This window comes from Streptomyces sp. SS7, assembly GCF_037993025.1.
Classification (GTDB): domain Bacteria; phylum Actinomycetota; class Actinomycetes; order Streptomycetales; family Streptomycetaceae; genus Streptomyces.
Genome location: NZ_CP141223.1, coordinates 2,694,084 through 2,709,358, shown reverse-complemented (window position 1 = coordinate 2,709,358; position 15,275 = coordinate 2,694,084). Strand labels below are relative to the sequence as shown.

The following is a 15,275-nucleotide window of genomic DNA, read 5'->3' as shown; positions in this document are numbered from 1 at the left end:
GTGAGCCGGAGGAGTACCTCGACGCTTTGGACCACGCAGAAGAAGAGGACTCTCCCGAGTTCAGGCGTGCCTTCAGGGTCCGGGGGGAGATCCAGTAACCGCCGGCCATCTGAAGAAGAAATTCCCGTGTCATCGACGACGTGCTCGCGCTGGACGAGGTCGTGCAGCTCGACATCCAACCCACATCACGTCCTTCAAGGAGGGACTGACCCATGGCCCGCACGCAGAAGATCACGCAGTACCAGGTCAACGAGTGGAAGAACACGCTTGAGCAGATGCTCGAAGAGGGCAACGTCAGGCAGGACGGCCGGCCGCTGAGCCCCGCGGGTATCGCAGAGCGCAAGCAGGAGATCGCGATGCTCCGCGGGCTGAACACCCTTCGCGTGGGCCAGGTCGTCGACCTGGACACCGTTCAGCCCATCTACGAACACCCCAAGGAAGGTTGACCGCAACCCCGGGAGCCGATGAGGCAGGGCGCGTCGTTGGCTCGCCATCTTCCACCCCGAGAAGAAGTACGCGGTCGCCATCCAGTCACCCTGCGACTGCTCGCAGGGTGACTGGCTCGACATATTCGCCGCATTCCTCGACGACCACAGGACGCCCGAGTCCCGCATTGACCGGGTACGCATGTGGGCCTTCGGCGACGTCTGGACCGTCAGCAATGGTGATGTCTGGATTACGAACCAGAACACTGGCGACGACATAGAGCTTTACGGCTGCTGATACAAGCCCTGGAGGGCGCGAAGTGCATTGGGCCTACATTCAGTGGACCCCGGAAGCAGAAGGCGTCCACGAGGTCACGGTAACCGCAGATCACGCACACAAGCGGTGCGCGGAAAAGTCCGAGGACACAGACGTTGTCGTTGACTGCGACGTGAAACTTCCTGAGGAGCTGCGGCACACCGTTTGGGGAGAAAGTAAGGATTCCGTTATGGCTGCGGCTCGCCGCATTGCTCTGGATGTCGTTCCTTACGGAGGTCGCTACTCCACCCACTACATAGGTGAGGTCAGCTAGTCCCTTACTCGATTGGAAAGGGAAAACAGGAATGCCGATTATTGCAGTAGAGGTTCAGACCCTCAAGAGCATGCGGCAGAACCTTCGCACCCACCTGAAGCGTGCAGGTATCCCGGAGTATTCCTGGAAGGAGCAGCGAGCTGGTTTCGAGGTCTGGCATGCGGAGCATCGCGAAGGCGAGACGTGGATCATCTGGCACACGTTCGACCCGGATGATGATCAGGATGCACAGCGTAAGGGGCTGGAGTTCTGCGCTGCAGTCCTTCAGGAGCATTACTGGGTGAAACTCGATATGCCCAGCATGTACACCAATGTGAACCGGCCGACTCTGCGCGTTCTGTACGGCTTGTCGTGGCTCAAGTAGAGCAGCCCTAGATGCTTCTCGGCCCGGTTCGACTCCGGGCTACGGCACTACTGAACTACACAAGACCATGAACCAAGGAGGAATCATGCCCGTCGACCGTCGACGCGAAAACCGGCGATCAACTGTCGAACACTTCTCGCAAGATGGCTGCGACGCCACCATTCCCGGACGCGCATGGGGCAAGAGTCATGCGTTCTACCCGAACATCAAGGGCAGCATCCCGCCCCCGATCGGCGCTCAAGAGGGCAGGGGCGAAGCCATGGTGGTCTACGTCCACTACCTCATCGGCGGCTGCGACTGGTACCTCACGGAAATGGATCCGCCGTCGCACCGGGCATACGGCTTCCAGGACCTCAGCCAGGGTCATCCCGAGTGGGGCTATATCGGCCTGGAGGGGCTTGACGACGTCCTCGCGCCCCCGCTGAAGCTGCCGGTCGAGCGTAATCTGGTCTTCGAGTCGACGCTGATATCGAAGCTGAGGGGGTGACAGTGATGGCCGAACGTTCAGCGCCACTCTGGAATCTGCTCGCCGCGGTGCTCAACGAGCTCGATAAAGCCGGCGAGAATCCGACGATCCTCCATACCCCGGGCATAGGACATGTGCTCGGCTCCAACTGCGATCGCGATCATGAGAATGACGAACAGTTCTGGGTTGAGTACGATCGCGAGTCACTTTCCTGGGAGGCCGTCTACCGCGACGGATCGACCGCCCAGCTCGTGGGGGAGATGAAGTCGTGAGCGAACACATCTACTGCCATGGCGTCAGCCCTATCGGCAACTGCCCAGATCCTTCCGTCTGGTTCGTGCGCCAGCAGGGCACTACGGGCGACTGGGACACCAGTCCTGCGGCGGCGTGCAAAGAAAACCTGGCCGACGTCGCCGAAGATCTCTTTTCCGGAAACGATGACGCTGTCGTCGAGATGCGGCGGATCAAGACATGTACTACCTAATGCAATGCCCGTGCTGTGGTAACCCCATATTGCTGCACCAGTTGGAGCGCCACACCGCGAAGAGTCTCCTCATAGATCCTGAGACAGGTCTGCCGCCGAATATCGACCCGGCAACGGGCGCGCCCAGGGTACCTACTTCAGAGGCCATGAAGCGGTCCCGCCGGCGCGCCGTCTGCTCCTCCTGCATGAAAGAGCAGGAGGAAACGGGCGCCATCACCTTTGTCGCTTCCGCGCGTCAGATCGGCGAGCAGGAGGCCCTGGGCTTTGCCGAAGAAGCCCCCCTCGTCGACGACCAGGGCGCACCGATGGCTGTGCGGTGCCCGTCGGTCGACTGCGAAGAGATCGTGAGCATCATTGGCGGCAAGATCGAGCGGCACTTCGTCCGGGGCAAGGAGTGCCCGCTGTCGGGGATCAAGGTGATGGCATGAGCGCGCTGGAGACGCTGATCCACTACGTGTGGGCGCCCTCACCCGAACTGGCTTGGGGGCTGGTGAGCTTGCGGGAGGCCGATGACGGCGCATGGCTCGCGGGACACGTCCACACCGCCCGGGAAGACGCGGAGCGTCAAGAGGCCAGCCGCATGGGGCCGACTCTCTACTGCGTGGAACGCGCGAGCATGCTGGCTGACGAGAAAACACGCCCGCCCCCGGGGGAGGACTGGGTGTTCGCCTGGAGCACCGAGGGACGTCACAACGTGTGGAGCAAGCCCAACGCCCCGTTCCCGGACGCCAAGCGGTTCGATGGGTACTGGACGTTCCCGGAACCCCAGGAGGCAATCCAGCGGGCCGCATGGGCGAACGAGGAACCCAGCACCCGGGCTGAGGGGCTGACGTTCCGGGCCTACCTGCTGACGTGGTCAGTGGAGGCGTTGCAGGATCCTTCGGTCTGATACGTCCGCAGGCAGGGCGCACTAGGTGTACTGACCCGTGAGGTTGGGGACGCGGCTGGAAGGTGGTTGGCCCTTGAGTGCGGTGTGTCCGCGGTGGTGATTGTAGGTGTGCAGCCAGCCGGGGAACGCGTCGCGTCGTTCGGCCTCTGTGCGGTAGGGGCGGGCGTAGGCCCACTCGTCGAGGAGGGTGCGGTTGAAGCGCTCGACCTTGCCGTTCGTTTGCGGCCGGTAGGGGCGGGTTCGTTTGTGGGTGATCCCGGCTGTGGCAAGGGCATCGCGCCAGTCGCGTGAGCGGTAGCAGGAGCCGTTGTCGGTCAGCACCCGCTGGACGGTGATCCCGGCCTGGGTGAAGAACGTCTGGGCCCGGCCCCAGAAGGCGGTTGCGGTTTCCTTCTTCTCGTCTGCGTGGATCTCGCTGTAGGCGAGGCGGGAGTGATCGTCGACGGCATTGTGCAGGTAGCTGTAGCCCACGCCGGAGCGGGTCTTGCGGCCGGCCTGGCGGCCCAGGGTCTTGTGGCCGCCGCCGTCGGGGATGTTGCCGAGCTTCTTGATGTCCACGTGCACCAACTCGCCCGGCGCGGACCGTTCGTAGCGGCGGATCACCCGTCCGGTGGCGCGGTCGAGATGAGCGAGACGGGCCAGCTTGTAGCGGGCCAGGACCCGGTGCACGGTGGAGGGGTTCAAGCGCAGCAGGTAGGCGATGCGCGCCGGTCCCCAGCGGCGCAGGACACGGACCTTGATGATCCGCCGCTCGGTGCGGGTCGGGGTCCGGCTCGGGCTGTGGTGCGGTTGGGACGAGCGGTCGCTCATGCCTGCCGCGCCGAGCCCGCGGTAGCGGCCCGCCCATCGCTGGGCCGTGGTCGGCGAGACCTGGAAGCGTTCGGCGGCCCTGCGCAGGGTCCAGCCGTCCTCGACCACGCAGCGGGCCAGACGCAGACGGCCGGTCTCGGTCAGGGGTGCATTACGGTGGGGCACGAGGGCCTTTCTATTGGTGTAGACGTCGCAATCCACACCGAACCGGAAGGCCCTCACCTGTTCAAGATCCCTCAGCCGAGACCTGGCTCACCCGTCCACAACCTCCCGAGACAGAACAACTAGGACTCCGGGAGGAGCATCCCGCGGCCTGCAACGAGCACCAGTCGGACATCGTCGATGAAGCCGCCACAGGCGAGCACACCGTGATCGAGGTGCTGAGGATCGGGGGCGATGATGACTGGCTATCCGCGTATGCCGGTGGATGCTGACAGGCTCGGCTTCGTTCGCATCGTGGACGGCAGCATCAGCGACCTGCCGCTTCCCTGGACATGCGATTTCTCCGACGGCAGCGCTGTATTCCACTTCCGCTACCGCCACGGCCTGCGCGAAGTCGTCGACCGGCTGGGGCTGGACGCATGCTGGCGATGCCGCATACGGAGCGTACGAAGCGTCGCTGGAGGCGCCCATCCTGGGCGAGCAGGGCAGCTCGGCACCAGGTGAATCCGGTCCCGAGTGAGGACGGCCGAAGCGAGAGGGAGTCTGATCAACTCCCGGAGACGCCAGGCGCGGACCTTGTGAAACACCGTCGAAATTCCCCTTTCGGCGGGGTTTCTCTATGCCCGGATTCGCCTCCCTACGCGCCTGGGGCCACATCAAGTCCGGCCGATTCTTCCAGCAGAACGGCAGCCAAAACTGCCCCGAGTACACCCCCCGAATGAGTCGCCGAGCGGCGTGCCCGGAAGAAACGCGAAAACCCCGAGAAAGAGGGCTGAGCAGTGCCAACCACCACCCATCAGCCCCTGGCCGCCCGCATGCGGCCGACGTCGCTCGACCAGATCGTCGGACAGGCGCACCTCGTCTTCCCCGGCTCGCCGCTCGAACTGCTCGTGTCCGGCCGCGGCGCGACCTCAGTGCTCCTGTACGGCCCGCCAGGATGCGGCAAGACCACCATCGCCAGCGTCGTCGCGCACCAGACGAGCCGCCGCTTCGTCGAGCTCTCTGCCACGTCGGCGGGCGTCGCCGAGGTGCGCAAGGTGCTTGCCGCGGCCCAGAAGGAGCTCGACGTCGACGGCACCCGGACGCTCGTGTTCATCGACGAGATCCACCGCTTCTCCAAGGCTCAGCAGGATGTGCTCCTGCCTGCCGTGGAGGACGGCGTCATCTCGCTGATCGGCGCGACGACCGAGAACCCGATCTTCAGCGTGAACGCTGCGCTGGTGTCGCGTTCGATCCTCATGGTGCTCAAGCCGATCAGCACCGCCGACATCGTGAAGCTCCTCGCCCGCGCGCTCAATGAGGACCCTGACCTCGATGGCCACGTCAGCGCAGAGTCTTCGGTGCTCGAACTGATCGCGAACCTGTCCGCCGGCGACGTGCGCCAGGCGCTCAGCCGCCTTGAGACGGCTGCCGCCACAGCGATGGCTGCTGGCGAGACGGAGGTCACCGCCCGGACCATCGAGCTCGTTACCGGCGCAGCACTCCAGCGCTGCGACCGCGACCAGCACTACGACGTCATCTCGGCGTTCATCAAGTCGCTTCGCGGCTCGGATCCCGACGCTGCCCTGCACTGGCTGGCCCGGATGCTCGAGGCGGGGGAGGACCCGCGGTTCATCGCTCGCCGGCTGATCGTGCACGCCAGCGAGGACGTCGGCATGGCTGATCCGTCGGTGCTCTCCATCGCAGTGGCCGCCGCGCAGGCGGTTCAGCTGATCGGCATGCCGGAAGCCCGGATCAACCTTGCCCAGGCGACGGTTGCGATCGCCACGGCTCCCAAGTCGCCGGCCATCGTCCGTGGTATCGACCAGGCGCTCGCAGATGTGCGGCGTGGCCGCACCGGGGAGGTCCCGGTGCATCTGCGCGATGCGCACTACCCGGGATCCAAGGCCCTCGGCCACGGCCAGGGATATCTGTACCCGCACGACTTCGAGCACGGCGTCGTCACCCAGCAGTACCTACCCGACCGAGCGCTCGGCACGCAGTACTACCTGCCGACATCCAACGGCTTCGAACAAACCATCAGCCAACGGCTGAGCGCTATCCGTAGCCTCACCGCGACCCAGGAGAACAGACCATGACCTACACCACTGTTGACCCGCCCCTCGTCACCGAGGACGACCTCACCGTCCAGTACGACGCGACCCGGGCGCCCCTGCCCCGGCGCCCCCGGCTGAGGTGCTGCTGTCGGTGGATCCGTTCCGGCGTCGCTTGACGATCTCCGCTCGCGTTGGGTGGAGGGCCTGATGAGCAGCAAGACGACGGCCGCCCTCTTCGGGGCGGCCCCCCGACCTCGGCCGGCGCTGGTCGCTGGCCCCCAGGTCGCGGCCGGCTCACAGGGCCCGGATAGCGACGCCGCGCGGACCATGGCCGCTCTCGGCTGGTGCGCCACGTTCGTGGACACGGTGCGGCTGGCTGTCGCCGGTGGCCTGAAAGCCGACGGTTCCGGGTTCCGCGCGGTCGACGCGGACGGCCGTACAGGGCGGCGGGTCAAGGGTGAGCGGGTGCGGCTACTCGCCCGCTGCGGATACCTCGCGCGTCACGCCTCGGGCCTGGTCGTGGCGACGGAGGACGGACACGAGGCGCTCAGGCTCGCCGAGGCTGCCGGGCCAGGCGTGCTGCGCGATGAGGCCGACGTCATGGCGTCGGTTCGCAAGGCCCGCCGCGCCCGCCAGTGGGACAGCCACGCTGGCCAGGACTCGCACGCCTTGCCGGTGCTCCCCGGGGGCGGTGAGGAACGCCGCCGCCTGGCCGTCACCCGCAAGGGCGCGGAGCGGGCGGCCGTCGAGGCGGAGAAGACCCGCAAGCGCATCGAGGCCCTGATGCGGCGGGCGCGGATCCGGGACCGCCGGGAGGCCCGTCGCGAGGCAGCACGGGAGGCCGAGCGCACCGCCCCGCGCCGGTGCTGCCGGGGGGTGTGGCCGCTGGACTGGCGGTGCGGGGAGTGCCGGGAACTGGCAGCGCGGGGCATCGAGGACTTCCCCGCCCTTCCTCCGGGCGACAGCGACAGCAGGACACAGCAGGACCACGACAACGACACGGATGGACACACGGACATGGCGGGTAAGCGGCGAATCACGGTGAAGCGGATCACGGGATTTCTGTGGCACGCGACCACGCGCGGGCAGGTGTATACGATCGTGCAGGAGGACGGCCGCGAGTGGCCGTGGATCGTGGTCTCCCCCGTCGGTGAGCGCATCGCCCACCCGTCCGTGATCAACAACGAGCCGTCCACCGACGACATCCGCGACATTGTCAGGGCGCACGCCGACGGCAAGCCCGTTCCCGGTCTCCCCGCCGACTCCGAGCGGGCCGCCGATGCCGTCGCTACCCCCGAGGAGGCAGCCGGCGAGAGCGCCGAGGGCAGCGACGCGGACGAGGCCGCCGACGTCCCCGCCTCCGGCGACGCCTACAACACGCCGACCCCCGCGCGGGCGGTCGCGTTGGACGTCCGCGAGACCAAGTGGGTAGCCGAGTGCGACCGGCACGGCCCCGTTTCCATGGCCCTCAACAAGTACGGCGACCCGGTGGCCGACGTCTCCGCCGCGTACGTGTACACCTCCCGCGATGAGGCCGACGACGCCGTCCGCCTCCACCTGGACCGGCACGCCGCACAGGACGCCGACACCATGACCCCCGACGACATCGACGCCGCCCAGTCGCTGAACTTCAGCCGGGACCAGTGGCGCGCCCTCGGATGGATGCGTGAGGGCAAGGTGCGCGAGACCGCCGACGGGTTCACCGCCTTTGACGTCTCCCCCGACAGGGCTGACGTTTCCGCGAAGATCAACAAGCAGCGGGTGCCGGGCCTGTGGCTGGCCGGGTTCGTGAAGGTGTACGCCGTCGCCCCCGGCGTGCGCGCGTTCGGTCTCACCGATGAGGGTGAGGCCGCGTTCCGCCTGTGGTCTCAGGCCGTGCGCATCGGCGCAGTGACCGAGCCGGAGAAGGACACCAAGCACACGGCCGTGAAAGATGGCCCCTATCGTTGGCTTTCCGCCGGGGACACCTGGCCCGGTGAGGTCAAGGCCGCGCAGGCCGCCGCCGATGCGGAGGCCAAGGCGGAGGCGGAGGCGGCAGCGCTGCGCAAGGCCGAGGAAGAGCGCGCGGCACTGAAGGCCGCGACGCCCACTGATGACGAACTCGCCGTGATCGACGCGTTGGGGCGTGAGGGCCTGGACGAGAACGCGGTGGCGGTGCTGTCGGCCGCGTACATCGGGCACGTCATTACCCGGTACCGGCCCGGCGCTACTTCGGTCCGCCTCGATGAGGGCTCGAACGACGATGAGCGGCACGTGTCGCGTACGTACAACGTGAACGGCGTGGAGAAGCCGATCACGAGCGAGGCGGCCGACACGCTGTCGGCGATCCCCGCCAACCTCACCGACGCCACGGCCGACACCTGGCACGCGCTGTGCACGTCGGTGGATGAGCGGTACGGGGTGTACCGGCTCGACCTTCAGGCCGCCATGGACGCAGGCAGGGCCGCGCTCGCCGTGCTCGCCGCCGATGAGGAGCCGGAGGCGCAGGAGTCGCCGGAGCTGTGGGCGTCGCGTGAGTTCGTACAGACCGCCGAGCCGGGCACGGATGCCGAGGTGATCGAGTGGGCCGGGGCGGGTCTGCTGTGGCAGCGCGGTGACGGGTTCGGGCACGCGGGCCGTAGGGTGCCCGCTGCCCGTGTGGCGCCGCTGATCGTGGCGGGGACGCTGTACCGGTCCGCCGACGGACGCGTTTACCCCGTCAAGGACGCGAAGGCCGAGACGACCGCGCCGGTCATGGTGGGCGGGTGCTGCTCGTGCGGTGCGGCCGTCGAGTTCCCCCGGGGCGAAAGCCGCCCCGCCTGCACCCACAACGGGAGCAGCGGGGTAACGGGGTCGTGGTCGCCGGGTACGCCGTGACGAAGCTGGACGGGTTCGGAACCCCATGACGGACTTTCACACCCTGGAAGGCGTCGTCCTTCGCTCGGAACTCGGCCTGAAGGTATGCCGGGTCAATCGACAACGCCGCGCGGCGCAGCTTCGCGTAGGCGGAGGCCGAGCGGGACGAGAAGGCGGAAGACCGCGCGGACCGGTTCGCCGAGTACGGCGCGAAAGCAACGTCGACCCCGAGGCGTTCGCGGTCGGCACGACGTCCAGCACGACGATTCGAACCCCGCTGCTGAACAGCCACCAGATGTCGACGGTCGACCCGAACGACGGTCTGCAGATGCTCCGCAATCGGGTCACGTTCTAGGAGCGGCATGGAACTCATCAACCACCACCGGATACTTGGCTGCGGACACGAGCCGGACGAGCTGTTCTCCTTCCAGGAGCCGGGTGTCTTCACCGACCCGGAGAACGGGGAGAGCTGCTGCCGGCGGTGCAGCGACAACCGGCATTACGACCGTGTGCGTAGGCGACACGCGGAGATCGAGGCGAAGGCGGCGGCCGAGGGCTGGGCGTACGAGTACATCAGCACCTCTGACGAGGTGTACTGCCGTAGCAGGGAACTGATTGGCAAGCTGGTCTGCCGTGCGTACTGGCGCGACGACCCGCACGGAGTGGACGAGGCCCGAGGCGTCCTCCAGCCCGCGCACATGTACAACTTCTCCTTCAAGCGGCTCGCCGCTGTAGTGCCGAACTCGCCGGTGACCGGCTACGCGCTCGTCTTCGAGGACGGCAGCCGAGACCCGCTCTGCTACGACAAGGTGTGCGTGGTCACCCGTGAGCCGGCTGGCCTCGACAGGTGAGCTGTCGGAGCCGGTCTACTTCTTCAGGCTCCGACGGTATGAGGCCCCAGCTGCCTTCGAGAAGGTCCAGGACCTTGTCACCGGGCTTACCAGGCCGACAAGGCCACCCCGGCGCGGGAGAAGGCCAACGCCCAGTTCCTCGACACCAAGCGGGCCGAAGCCGTCCAGGACGCCATCGACAAGATCAACGGCAAGATCCAGGCCCTCAAGCTTGCCCGCGCCGAACTGACCGAGAAACCCCTCCACCCGCCACCAAGGAGCAGCACCTGATATGGGCACAACTCTCGCCGACCTGTCGGCAGAGCACATCGGAAAGCTGATCGAGGTCGACGATTCGGTCATGGTCGACTCCCGGACCGTGCTCATCGCAGCCACCCGACGCGTGCGACTCCTTGACTACCAGCAGCAGAACGGCGCCACGCGCATCCTTGACGGGTCCGTTCCGCAATGGCCGACCTGGATCGAGTGGGCCGACTGGCGCACGTTCCGCGTACTGAACTGACCCCGCCGGGCCCCCACGTCCCCACCCCCGGGCCCACCCCGGGCCTCCAAATCCCCCTCCATCAAAGCCGGGCCACCACACACCGACCACAGCCGGACTCGCCTCCCGGCCAGGGCTCCATGCGGACGTGGTGTCCGCAAGTAAACGAGAGGAGAACATGTGTCTCAGGACACCAGCTCAGTGAATCGTCAGGCGTTCATGGACGGGCTGCGCGAGCAGTGGGAGAAGCAGCCGGCTGAGCAGTACGAGTTCGTCGGGCTGACCGGCATGGACTACAACGACTGGCTGGAGCACCGCCATGGCTGGCCGGTCGACGCGGCTGGCAACTGCCGCATCCACTCGGAGCTGGAGGAATTCCCGGCAACGGACTGCAAGGTCTGCTCGACCCTGATCAAGCTGTACGAGGAGCAGCACGGCAGCACGACCGAGTTGGCTCCGGACAGCTTCGTCACCACCGGCGATGCGGCGCACCTGGCCGCCACCTCGGCCCGGCCCATGTGCGTGGGCCGTCTCAGTGCCTCGTTCTTGGCCGACCATGCTGCCCTTGAGCAGGCGACCGCCGACTGGTCGCTGGAACAGCTCACGGCCGCCGCCAGCGCCCTCACGGCCGCCAGCATCCGGCGCCGCGAGTCCATGTTCGCGGACGTGCTGCGCGCCCTGTTCTACATCCCCCCGAGCGCAGGCGAGCCTGTCGCCCGGGTCGAGTTCGTGACCGACTCCCCGGCGGAGAACGGCGTGTTCTGGAACGAGTCGAGGGTCTACCTCCACCACGCGGACGGGTCGGTGGACGAGTTCGAGGACTTCACCGAGGACGGTGACGAGAAGGAGCTGTACGCCGACCTGGACGACATGTTCCGGGACCTGCTGACAGACATCGCCTCCGACACCCCGCCGCAGCCCGGCGACCACCTGATCGTGGACCTCACGACCGGCGAGTTCGAACGGTCCGGAAAGTGGGCGGCCTAACGGATCACCAGCCCACCCCGACGCCGGTGACACTCCCGGCAGCCGGGACCGCTGAGCGGCAGCCACGCGTTCGTGGTGGGGCCCGTACCCGGCAACCCGGGTTCGGGCCCCACGTGCTGCCGTCTCCTGGGCACCGCCCGACCAGCCGGCCGGGCACATCGATCGGAGTTGCCGAGGCCGCGCGGAACCGTCGACACTCCCACGGTCTGGCTGCCGGGTCCGCCACGGCCACCAGCGCGCAGCGGTGCGGCGGTGTTGTTCCTGGTCACCGCTCTGCCAGCAGGGGGAGCAGGACCGTAGCTTTCTGGGTGCGGCACAGCGCGGCAGGCGGCCAGGGCAGCAGTAAGTCCCGTGCTGCACAGCGCCGTTACAGATCACTGTCGCGCCGATTGTGGCCGCGCCGTACTCCCGCTCAGTCTGTGGCCAGTTGGAGGAACGCATGCCCCGGTACAAAGTCTTTCTTCATGCTCACGCCGGTGCCGAGGTCGAGGTGGACGCGCCGGACGCGCAGGAGGCCAACCGCCTGGCGCAGGAGGCTGTCAGGGAGGGCAGGGCCGTACGCCGCCCCATCGAGAAGTGGACGCCGACGATGACGGTGAACCTCGACCGCAAGCCCTGACCCCCGGTTGCCGCGCCCCTTGCCTGCCGTGCCGCGCAACAAATGCGGCGGGCTGTGCGTCCGGGCCGGGCAGAAGCAGTGGAAGCTCACCTTGAAAGTCCAGCCGGAGCGTCTCGCGTTCGCTGAGGCCCAGGAACAGGGCATACGAGACCTGTTGGGTAAGCCGGTCTCGATGCTCAGGCAGCGCCGCAACGGGGTTGCTTACCCACTGCCGCTGTCCGAGCTACACCGACAGCATCACGCTGGCACCACTGTCCTGACACCGGTATGAGGAGAAGGGACGCCATCGAGCTGCCCTGCCCTCGCCGGGAACGGCAGCGACGTCTTCGGCGAGTGCCCTGGTCAGGACGAGGCCTGGGTGCCTGCGTAGCGCACCGGCAGCTCGAGGAGTGAGCGGGCGCGCAGCGAAGGCCGCCACCGAGGTTCCTTCCCGGTGAGCTCGAGATCCGCGAACCGCTCCAGGAGCGCGGCCAGAGCGATCTCGGTCTCGGCTCGGGCCAGGGGTGCGCCCAGGCAGTAGTGGATGCCGTGGCCGAGCGCCAGGTGGCCGACGGCGTCGCGGCCGAGGTCCAGGCGGTCCGGGTCCGGGAAGCGGTCCGGGTCGCGGTTGGCGGCGGACAAGGACAGCAGTACCGTCTCGCCCGCCGGAATCCGGACGCCGCCGATCGTCACGTCCTCGATCGCGAAGCGCCGGATCGCAAGCAAGGCCGGGCCCTCGAATCGGGCGAACTCCTCGACGGCGGCAGTAATCCGGGACGGGTCCTGCCTCAGCAGCGCCATCTGGTCCGGATGCTGCAACAGGGCCAGGATCGCGTTGCCGATCAGCTGGACGGTGTTCTCGTAGCCGGCGAAGAGGATGAGGAAGGCCAAGGACATCAGCTCGTCCTCGGTGAGCCGGTCGCCCTCCGTGTCCCGTACGGCGATCAGGTCGCAAAGGAGATCGTCGGCCGGCTCGCGCCGCTTGTGGGCCATGAGCTCTGTGAAGAAGCCCAGCATGGCCACGATGGCTTCCTTGGCTTCGTGGGGGCGGGCCGGATCCGGGGCGATCAGCGCTGTCGTCCAGGAGCGGAAGTCCCTGCGGTGGCTTGCCGGGACGCCGAGGAGATCGCAGATCACGGTAATCGGCAGCGGGGCCGCATAGGCGGTGATCAGGTCTGTGGTACCGCCCGCGCCCAGAGCGTCCAGGAGTTGGTCGGCGGTGGCGCGGATCGGCGCGCGCAGTTGCTCGACCCGGCGCTGGGTGAAGGCCTTCCCGACGAGGCGACGCAGACGGGTGTGGTCGGGAGGATCCATATTCAGGAGGTTGGCGTCCAGAGCCGGAGGCAGGGACAGCCCTCGGTAATTGCCCTCACGCGCATGCGTCTTGTCCAGCGACAGCAGCGGATCGGCAAGGCCTGCGCGAACGTCGTCGAACCGGGTCACGAGCCAGGCAGGTTGCCCATCCGTTCCCGTGATGCGGTATACCGGAGAGGTGGTCCGCAGCCTCTGATACACGTCGTATGGGCGGGTTGTCAAATCGTCGGCAAGATCCATGCGCCCACCCTAGGACGCCCGACGGAATGAGCGGTTCTCGGGCTCTGGCCCGGCCGCCCGATTAGCTCTCCCCGGGCCGCTATGCCTGGCATGCTCGGCGTGCACAGACAGGGTCACAGGCCCCTCGTTCTTGTCTAACCGGTGCGTCCGTTCAAAGAGGTACCGCACGACGCTTATGCCGGGCTCGTCGGCTGGACGTACCCGGACCACGGGAACGAACTCGACGCCTGCAAGGTCAGCAAAGTTCCGCGCCCACGCCTCAGCAGGGCCTTCCCCGTTGATGTCCACATTCGGCTTCACTGCTAATTAGTCTCCGGCCAGCGCCTTTTTGTCGCGAAGGCGCTCACGCAGAGCACCGATCATGGGGAGCGTCAGGCCGCCGAAGAGGAACAGCACCGCCAGTCCGCTCAGCGTGGGGCTCACGACCTCCTCGGCTTTCAGCGGCCAGGGATTGTCGAGGGTGTAGAAGATGATGTACGAGCCCTTGGAGAACGCGTACGCCAGGCCGAGGGCCGCCGACACGGAGGACAAGGCAAAGCCGACGCCACTCCACGGTCTGATGCCCCAGTTACGGCGTGCCGTCCTGCCGCACATGAATGCGAGTTCAGCGCAGGTGACCAGGACGTAGGAGAGGTAGATCAGCAGGTAGGCGGCGACCTTCGGGTCGTCGACGTACTCGGTTGTGAACTCGACATCGGATCGGTTCGTGGCCAGGAAGAGCGGTACCAGGATCATCAGTTCCACCGTGGCGGCGAAGCCGCGCTGGAACATCGCGGCTTTCAGATACTCGGGCCGGTAGGCCAGGTCCACCATCGTGATCTGGAGGAAGGCGCACCACAGGATCGCGCAAATGTGAGCCACCAGCTTGCCGACGTTGTGCACGCCCGTGATGTCCTGCAACGCATCGGCCACCGCGGGGACGGCGCACAGGACGCCCAGTGTGCACACCCCGAAGGCGAGGGCGATCGCCCAGGTAGAGACCCGCGGATTGCCCACGGCTCTCCGCGTGCAGAGCACCGTGACCACCAATCCGGCTACGGTGCACGTCCCGAAGACTATGCCGTCGACCACTTACAGCCCCTCCAGTGAATCTGCCGCATACCGTGCGGCGTCGTCCATACTCCGGCGCCGTTGGCGCCTGCCCGGCGTCTGGGCCGTCTCGTCCGGCACCGGCTCCAGGCCGAGTTCATCGCGGCGGCGTTCCAAGTCCGCGATGACGTTCTGCACCTCGTCAGGAGGAATGCCGTTCAGTAGTGCCAGTACACGGCGCAGCAGAGGATCCTCGAAGGCCTCCAGGGCCTTGAGATCGCCGTAGCTGTCGTGCGGCAGAAGGTGCGCGGGTGGAACACCGCCCAGAGCTTCGCACAGAGCCAGGATGGTTCCCACGGTCGGGTTGTCCTGGGCCCCCTTGGCCAGCTTGGCGATGGCAGCGTGGGACACCGAGGGATGCTCGCCGGGCAGTGCGTCCACGGCAGCAGACAAGGTGCGCGACGAGAACGCGCGGCCCTTGGCATCCCGACGGGAGGCCATCAGGGCGCTGAGTCTCTCCGCCAGTGGACGGCGGTTGCGCCTCAGCACAGGCAGGAGTTGCCGGACAGGGCCCGGGAGCTGTCCTGCTGAAGACTGCACACCACCACGTATCGATCTTTCGCTCAGTCGGGGCTGGGTTCGTTGCTGTGTACTTTAGTTGACATGATCGGGGGCGCAAGGCAGGATCGCGATAGGGAGAATGAAACCCTGTGA

Annotated in this window: 19 protein-coding genes; 15 read left to right on the top strand and 4 right to left on the bottom strand. The window is 67.0% G+C overall.

Features of this window, described 5'->3' with window-relative positions; translation table 11 throughout:
• The first annotated feature begins 212 nt into the window (after window positions 1-212).
• The 7 genes from U5640_RS12145 (at window position 213) to U5640_RS12115 (ending at window position 3,218) form a co-directional block, all read left to right on the top strand.
• Window positions 213-446 (top strand): hypothetical protein, encoded by a 234-nt coding sequence (locus U5640_RS12145; protein WP_340375824.1) that lies wholly within the window; start codon window positions 213-215, stop codon window positions 444-446.
• A 639-nt stretch (window positions 447-1,085) separates the two neighbouring features.
• A complete protein-coding gene (locus U5640_RS12140) occupies window positions 1,086-1,379 on the top strand; it encodes a hypothetical protein (protein WP_340375823.1) in 294 nt (97 codons plus the stop codon).
• An 85-nt stretch (window positions 1,380-1,464) separates the two neighbouring features.
• Complete coding sequence (locus U5640_RS12135) at window positions 1,465-1,866, top strand: DUF2958 domain-containing protein (protein ID WP_340375822.1); 402 nt, start codon at window positions 1,465-1,467, stop codon at window positions 1,864-1,866.
• Window positions 1,863-2,117: a hypothetical protein gene (locus tag U5640_RS12130; RefSeq protein WP_340375821.1), complete on the top strand. Its 255-nt coding sequence runs from the start codon at window positions 1,863-1,865 to the stop codon at window positions 2,115-2,117. The genes U5640_RS12135 and U5640_RS12130 overlap by 4 nt, the downstream gene beginning before the upstream one ends.
• A complete protein-coding gene (locus U5640_RS12125; RefSeq protein ID WP_340375820.1) occupies window positions 2,114-2,329 on the top strand; it encodes a hypothetical protein in 216 nt (71 codons plus the stop codon). The genes U5640_RS12130 and U5640_RS12125 overlap by 4 nt, the downstream gene beginning before the upstream one ends.
• A 185-nt stretch (window positions 2,330-2,514) precedes the next feature.
• On the top strand, window positions 2,515-2,757 hold the full coding sequence (locus tag U5640_RS12120; RefSeq protein ID WP_340375819.1) for a hypothetical protein: 243 nt from the start codon (window positions 2,515-2,517) through the stop codon (window positions 2,755-2,757).
• Window positions 2,754-3,218, top strand: a complete 465-nt coding sequence (locus U5640_RS12115; RefSeq protein WP_340375818.1) for a hypothetical protein — start codon at window positions 2,754-2,756, stop codon at window positions 3,216-3,218. The genes U5640_RS12120 and U5640_RS12115 overlap by 4 nt, the downstream gene beginning before the upstream one ends.
• Window positions 3,219-3,239: 21 nt before the next feature.
• Here the strand turns inward: U5640_RS12115 and U5640_RS12110 are convergent, their stop codons facing one another.
• Window positions 3,240-4,193: an IS481 family transposase gene (locus U5640_RS12110; RefSeq protein WP_340375817.1), complete on the bottom strand. Its 954-nt coding sequence runs from the start codon at window positions 4,191-4,193 to the stop codon at window positions 3,240-3,242.
• Window positions 4,194-4,969: 776 nt separating this feature from the next.
• Here U5640_RS12110 and U5640_RS12105 point away from each other — a divergent pair.
• The 8 genes from U5640_RS12105 (at window position 4,970) to U5640_RS12070 (ending at window position 11,999) form a co-directional block, all read left to right on the top strand.
• Window positions 4,970-6,268, top strand: a complete 1,299-nt coding sequence (locus U5640_RS12105) for a replication-associated recombination protein A (RefSeq protein WP_340375816.1) — start codon at window positions 4,970-4,972, stop codon at window positions 6,266-6,268.
• The gene (locus U5640_RS12100; RefSeq protein ID WP_340375815.1) at window positions 6,265-6,402 is read left to right on the top strand and encodes a hypothetical protein; all 138 of its coding nucleotides are present in this window, start codon (window positions 6,265-6,267) and stop codon (window positions 6,400-6,402) included. Before U5640_RS12105 ends, U5640_RS12100 begins: the two co-directional genes overlap by 4 nt.
• A 31-nt stretch (window positions 6,403-6,433) precedes the next feature.
• Window positions 6,434-9,082 (top strand): hypothetical protein, encoded by a 2,649-nt coding sequence (locus tag U5640_RS12095; RefSeq protein ID WP_340375814.1) that lies wholly within the window; start codon window positions 6,434-6,436, stop codon window positions 9,080-9,082.
• Window positions 9,083-9,107: 25 nt separating this feature from the next.
• Complete coding sequence (locus U5640_RS12090) at window positions 9,108-9,416, top strand: hypothetical protein (RefSeq protein ID WP_340375813.1); 309 nt, start codon at window positions 9,108-9,110, stop codon at window positions 9,414-9,416.
• 7 nt (window positions 9,417-9,423) lie between these two features.
• Window positions 9,424-9,912 (top strand): hypothetical protein, encoded by a 489-nt coding sequence (locus tag U5640_RS12085; RefSeq protein ID WP_340375812.1) that lies wholly within the window; start codon window positions 9,424-9,426, stop codon window positions 9,910-9,912.
• 271 nt (window positions 9,913-10,183) lie between these two features.
• A complete protein-coding gene (locus tag U5640_RS12080) occupies window positions 10,184-10,414 on the top strand; it encodes a hypothetical protein (RefSeq protein ID WP_340375811.1) in 231 nt (76 codons plus the stop codon).
• A gap of 159 nt (window positions 10,415-10,573) precedes the next feature.
• Window positions 10,574-11,380 carry a hypothetical protein gene (locus U5640_RS12075; protein ID WP_340375810.1) on the top strand — a complete coding sequence of 269 codons (807 nt, stop codon included), beginning with the start codon at window positions 10,574-10,576 and terminating at the stop codon, window positions 11,378-11,380.
• 439 nt (window positions 11,381-11,819) lie between these two features.
• Entirely contained in the window at window positions 11,820-11,999 is a 180-nt protein-coding gene (locus tag U5640_RS12070; protein WP_340375809.1) for a hypothetical protein, read from the top strand.
• A 342-nt stretch (window positions 12,000-12,341) separates the two neighbouring features.
• Here U5640_RS12070 and U5640_RS12065 read toward each other — a convergent pair whose 3' ends face one another.
• The 3 genes from U5640_RS12065 to U5640_RS12055 form a co-directional block, all read right to left on the bottom strand.
• Window positions 12,342-13,532: a cytochrome P450 gene (locus tag U5640_RS12065; protein ID WP_340375808.1), complete on the bottom strand. Its 1,191-nt coding sequence runs from the start codon at window positions 13,530-13,532 to the stop codon at window positions 12,342-12,344.
• A 306-nt stretch (window positions 13,533-13,838) separates the two neighbouring features.
• Window positions 13,839-14,603 (bottom strand): hypothetical protein, encoded by a 765-nt coding sequence (locus U5640_RS12060; RefSeq protein ID WP_340375807.1) that lies wholly within the window; start codon window positions 14,601-14,603, stop codon window positions 13,839-13,841.
• Entirely contained in the window at window positions 14,604-15,002 is a 399-nt protein-coding gene (locus tag U5640_RS12055; RefSeq protein WP_340375806.1) for a hypothetical protein, read from the bottom strand.
• Window positions 15,003-15,275 lie beyond the last annotated feature (273 nt).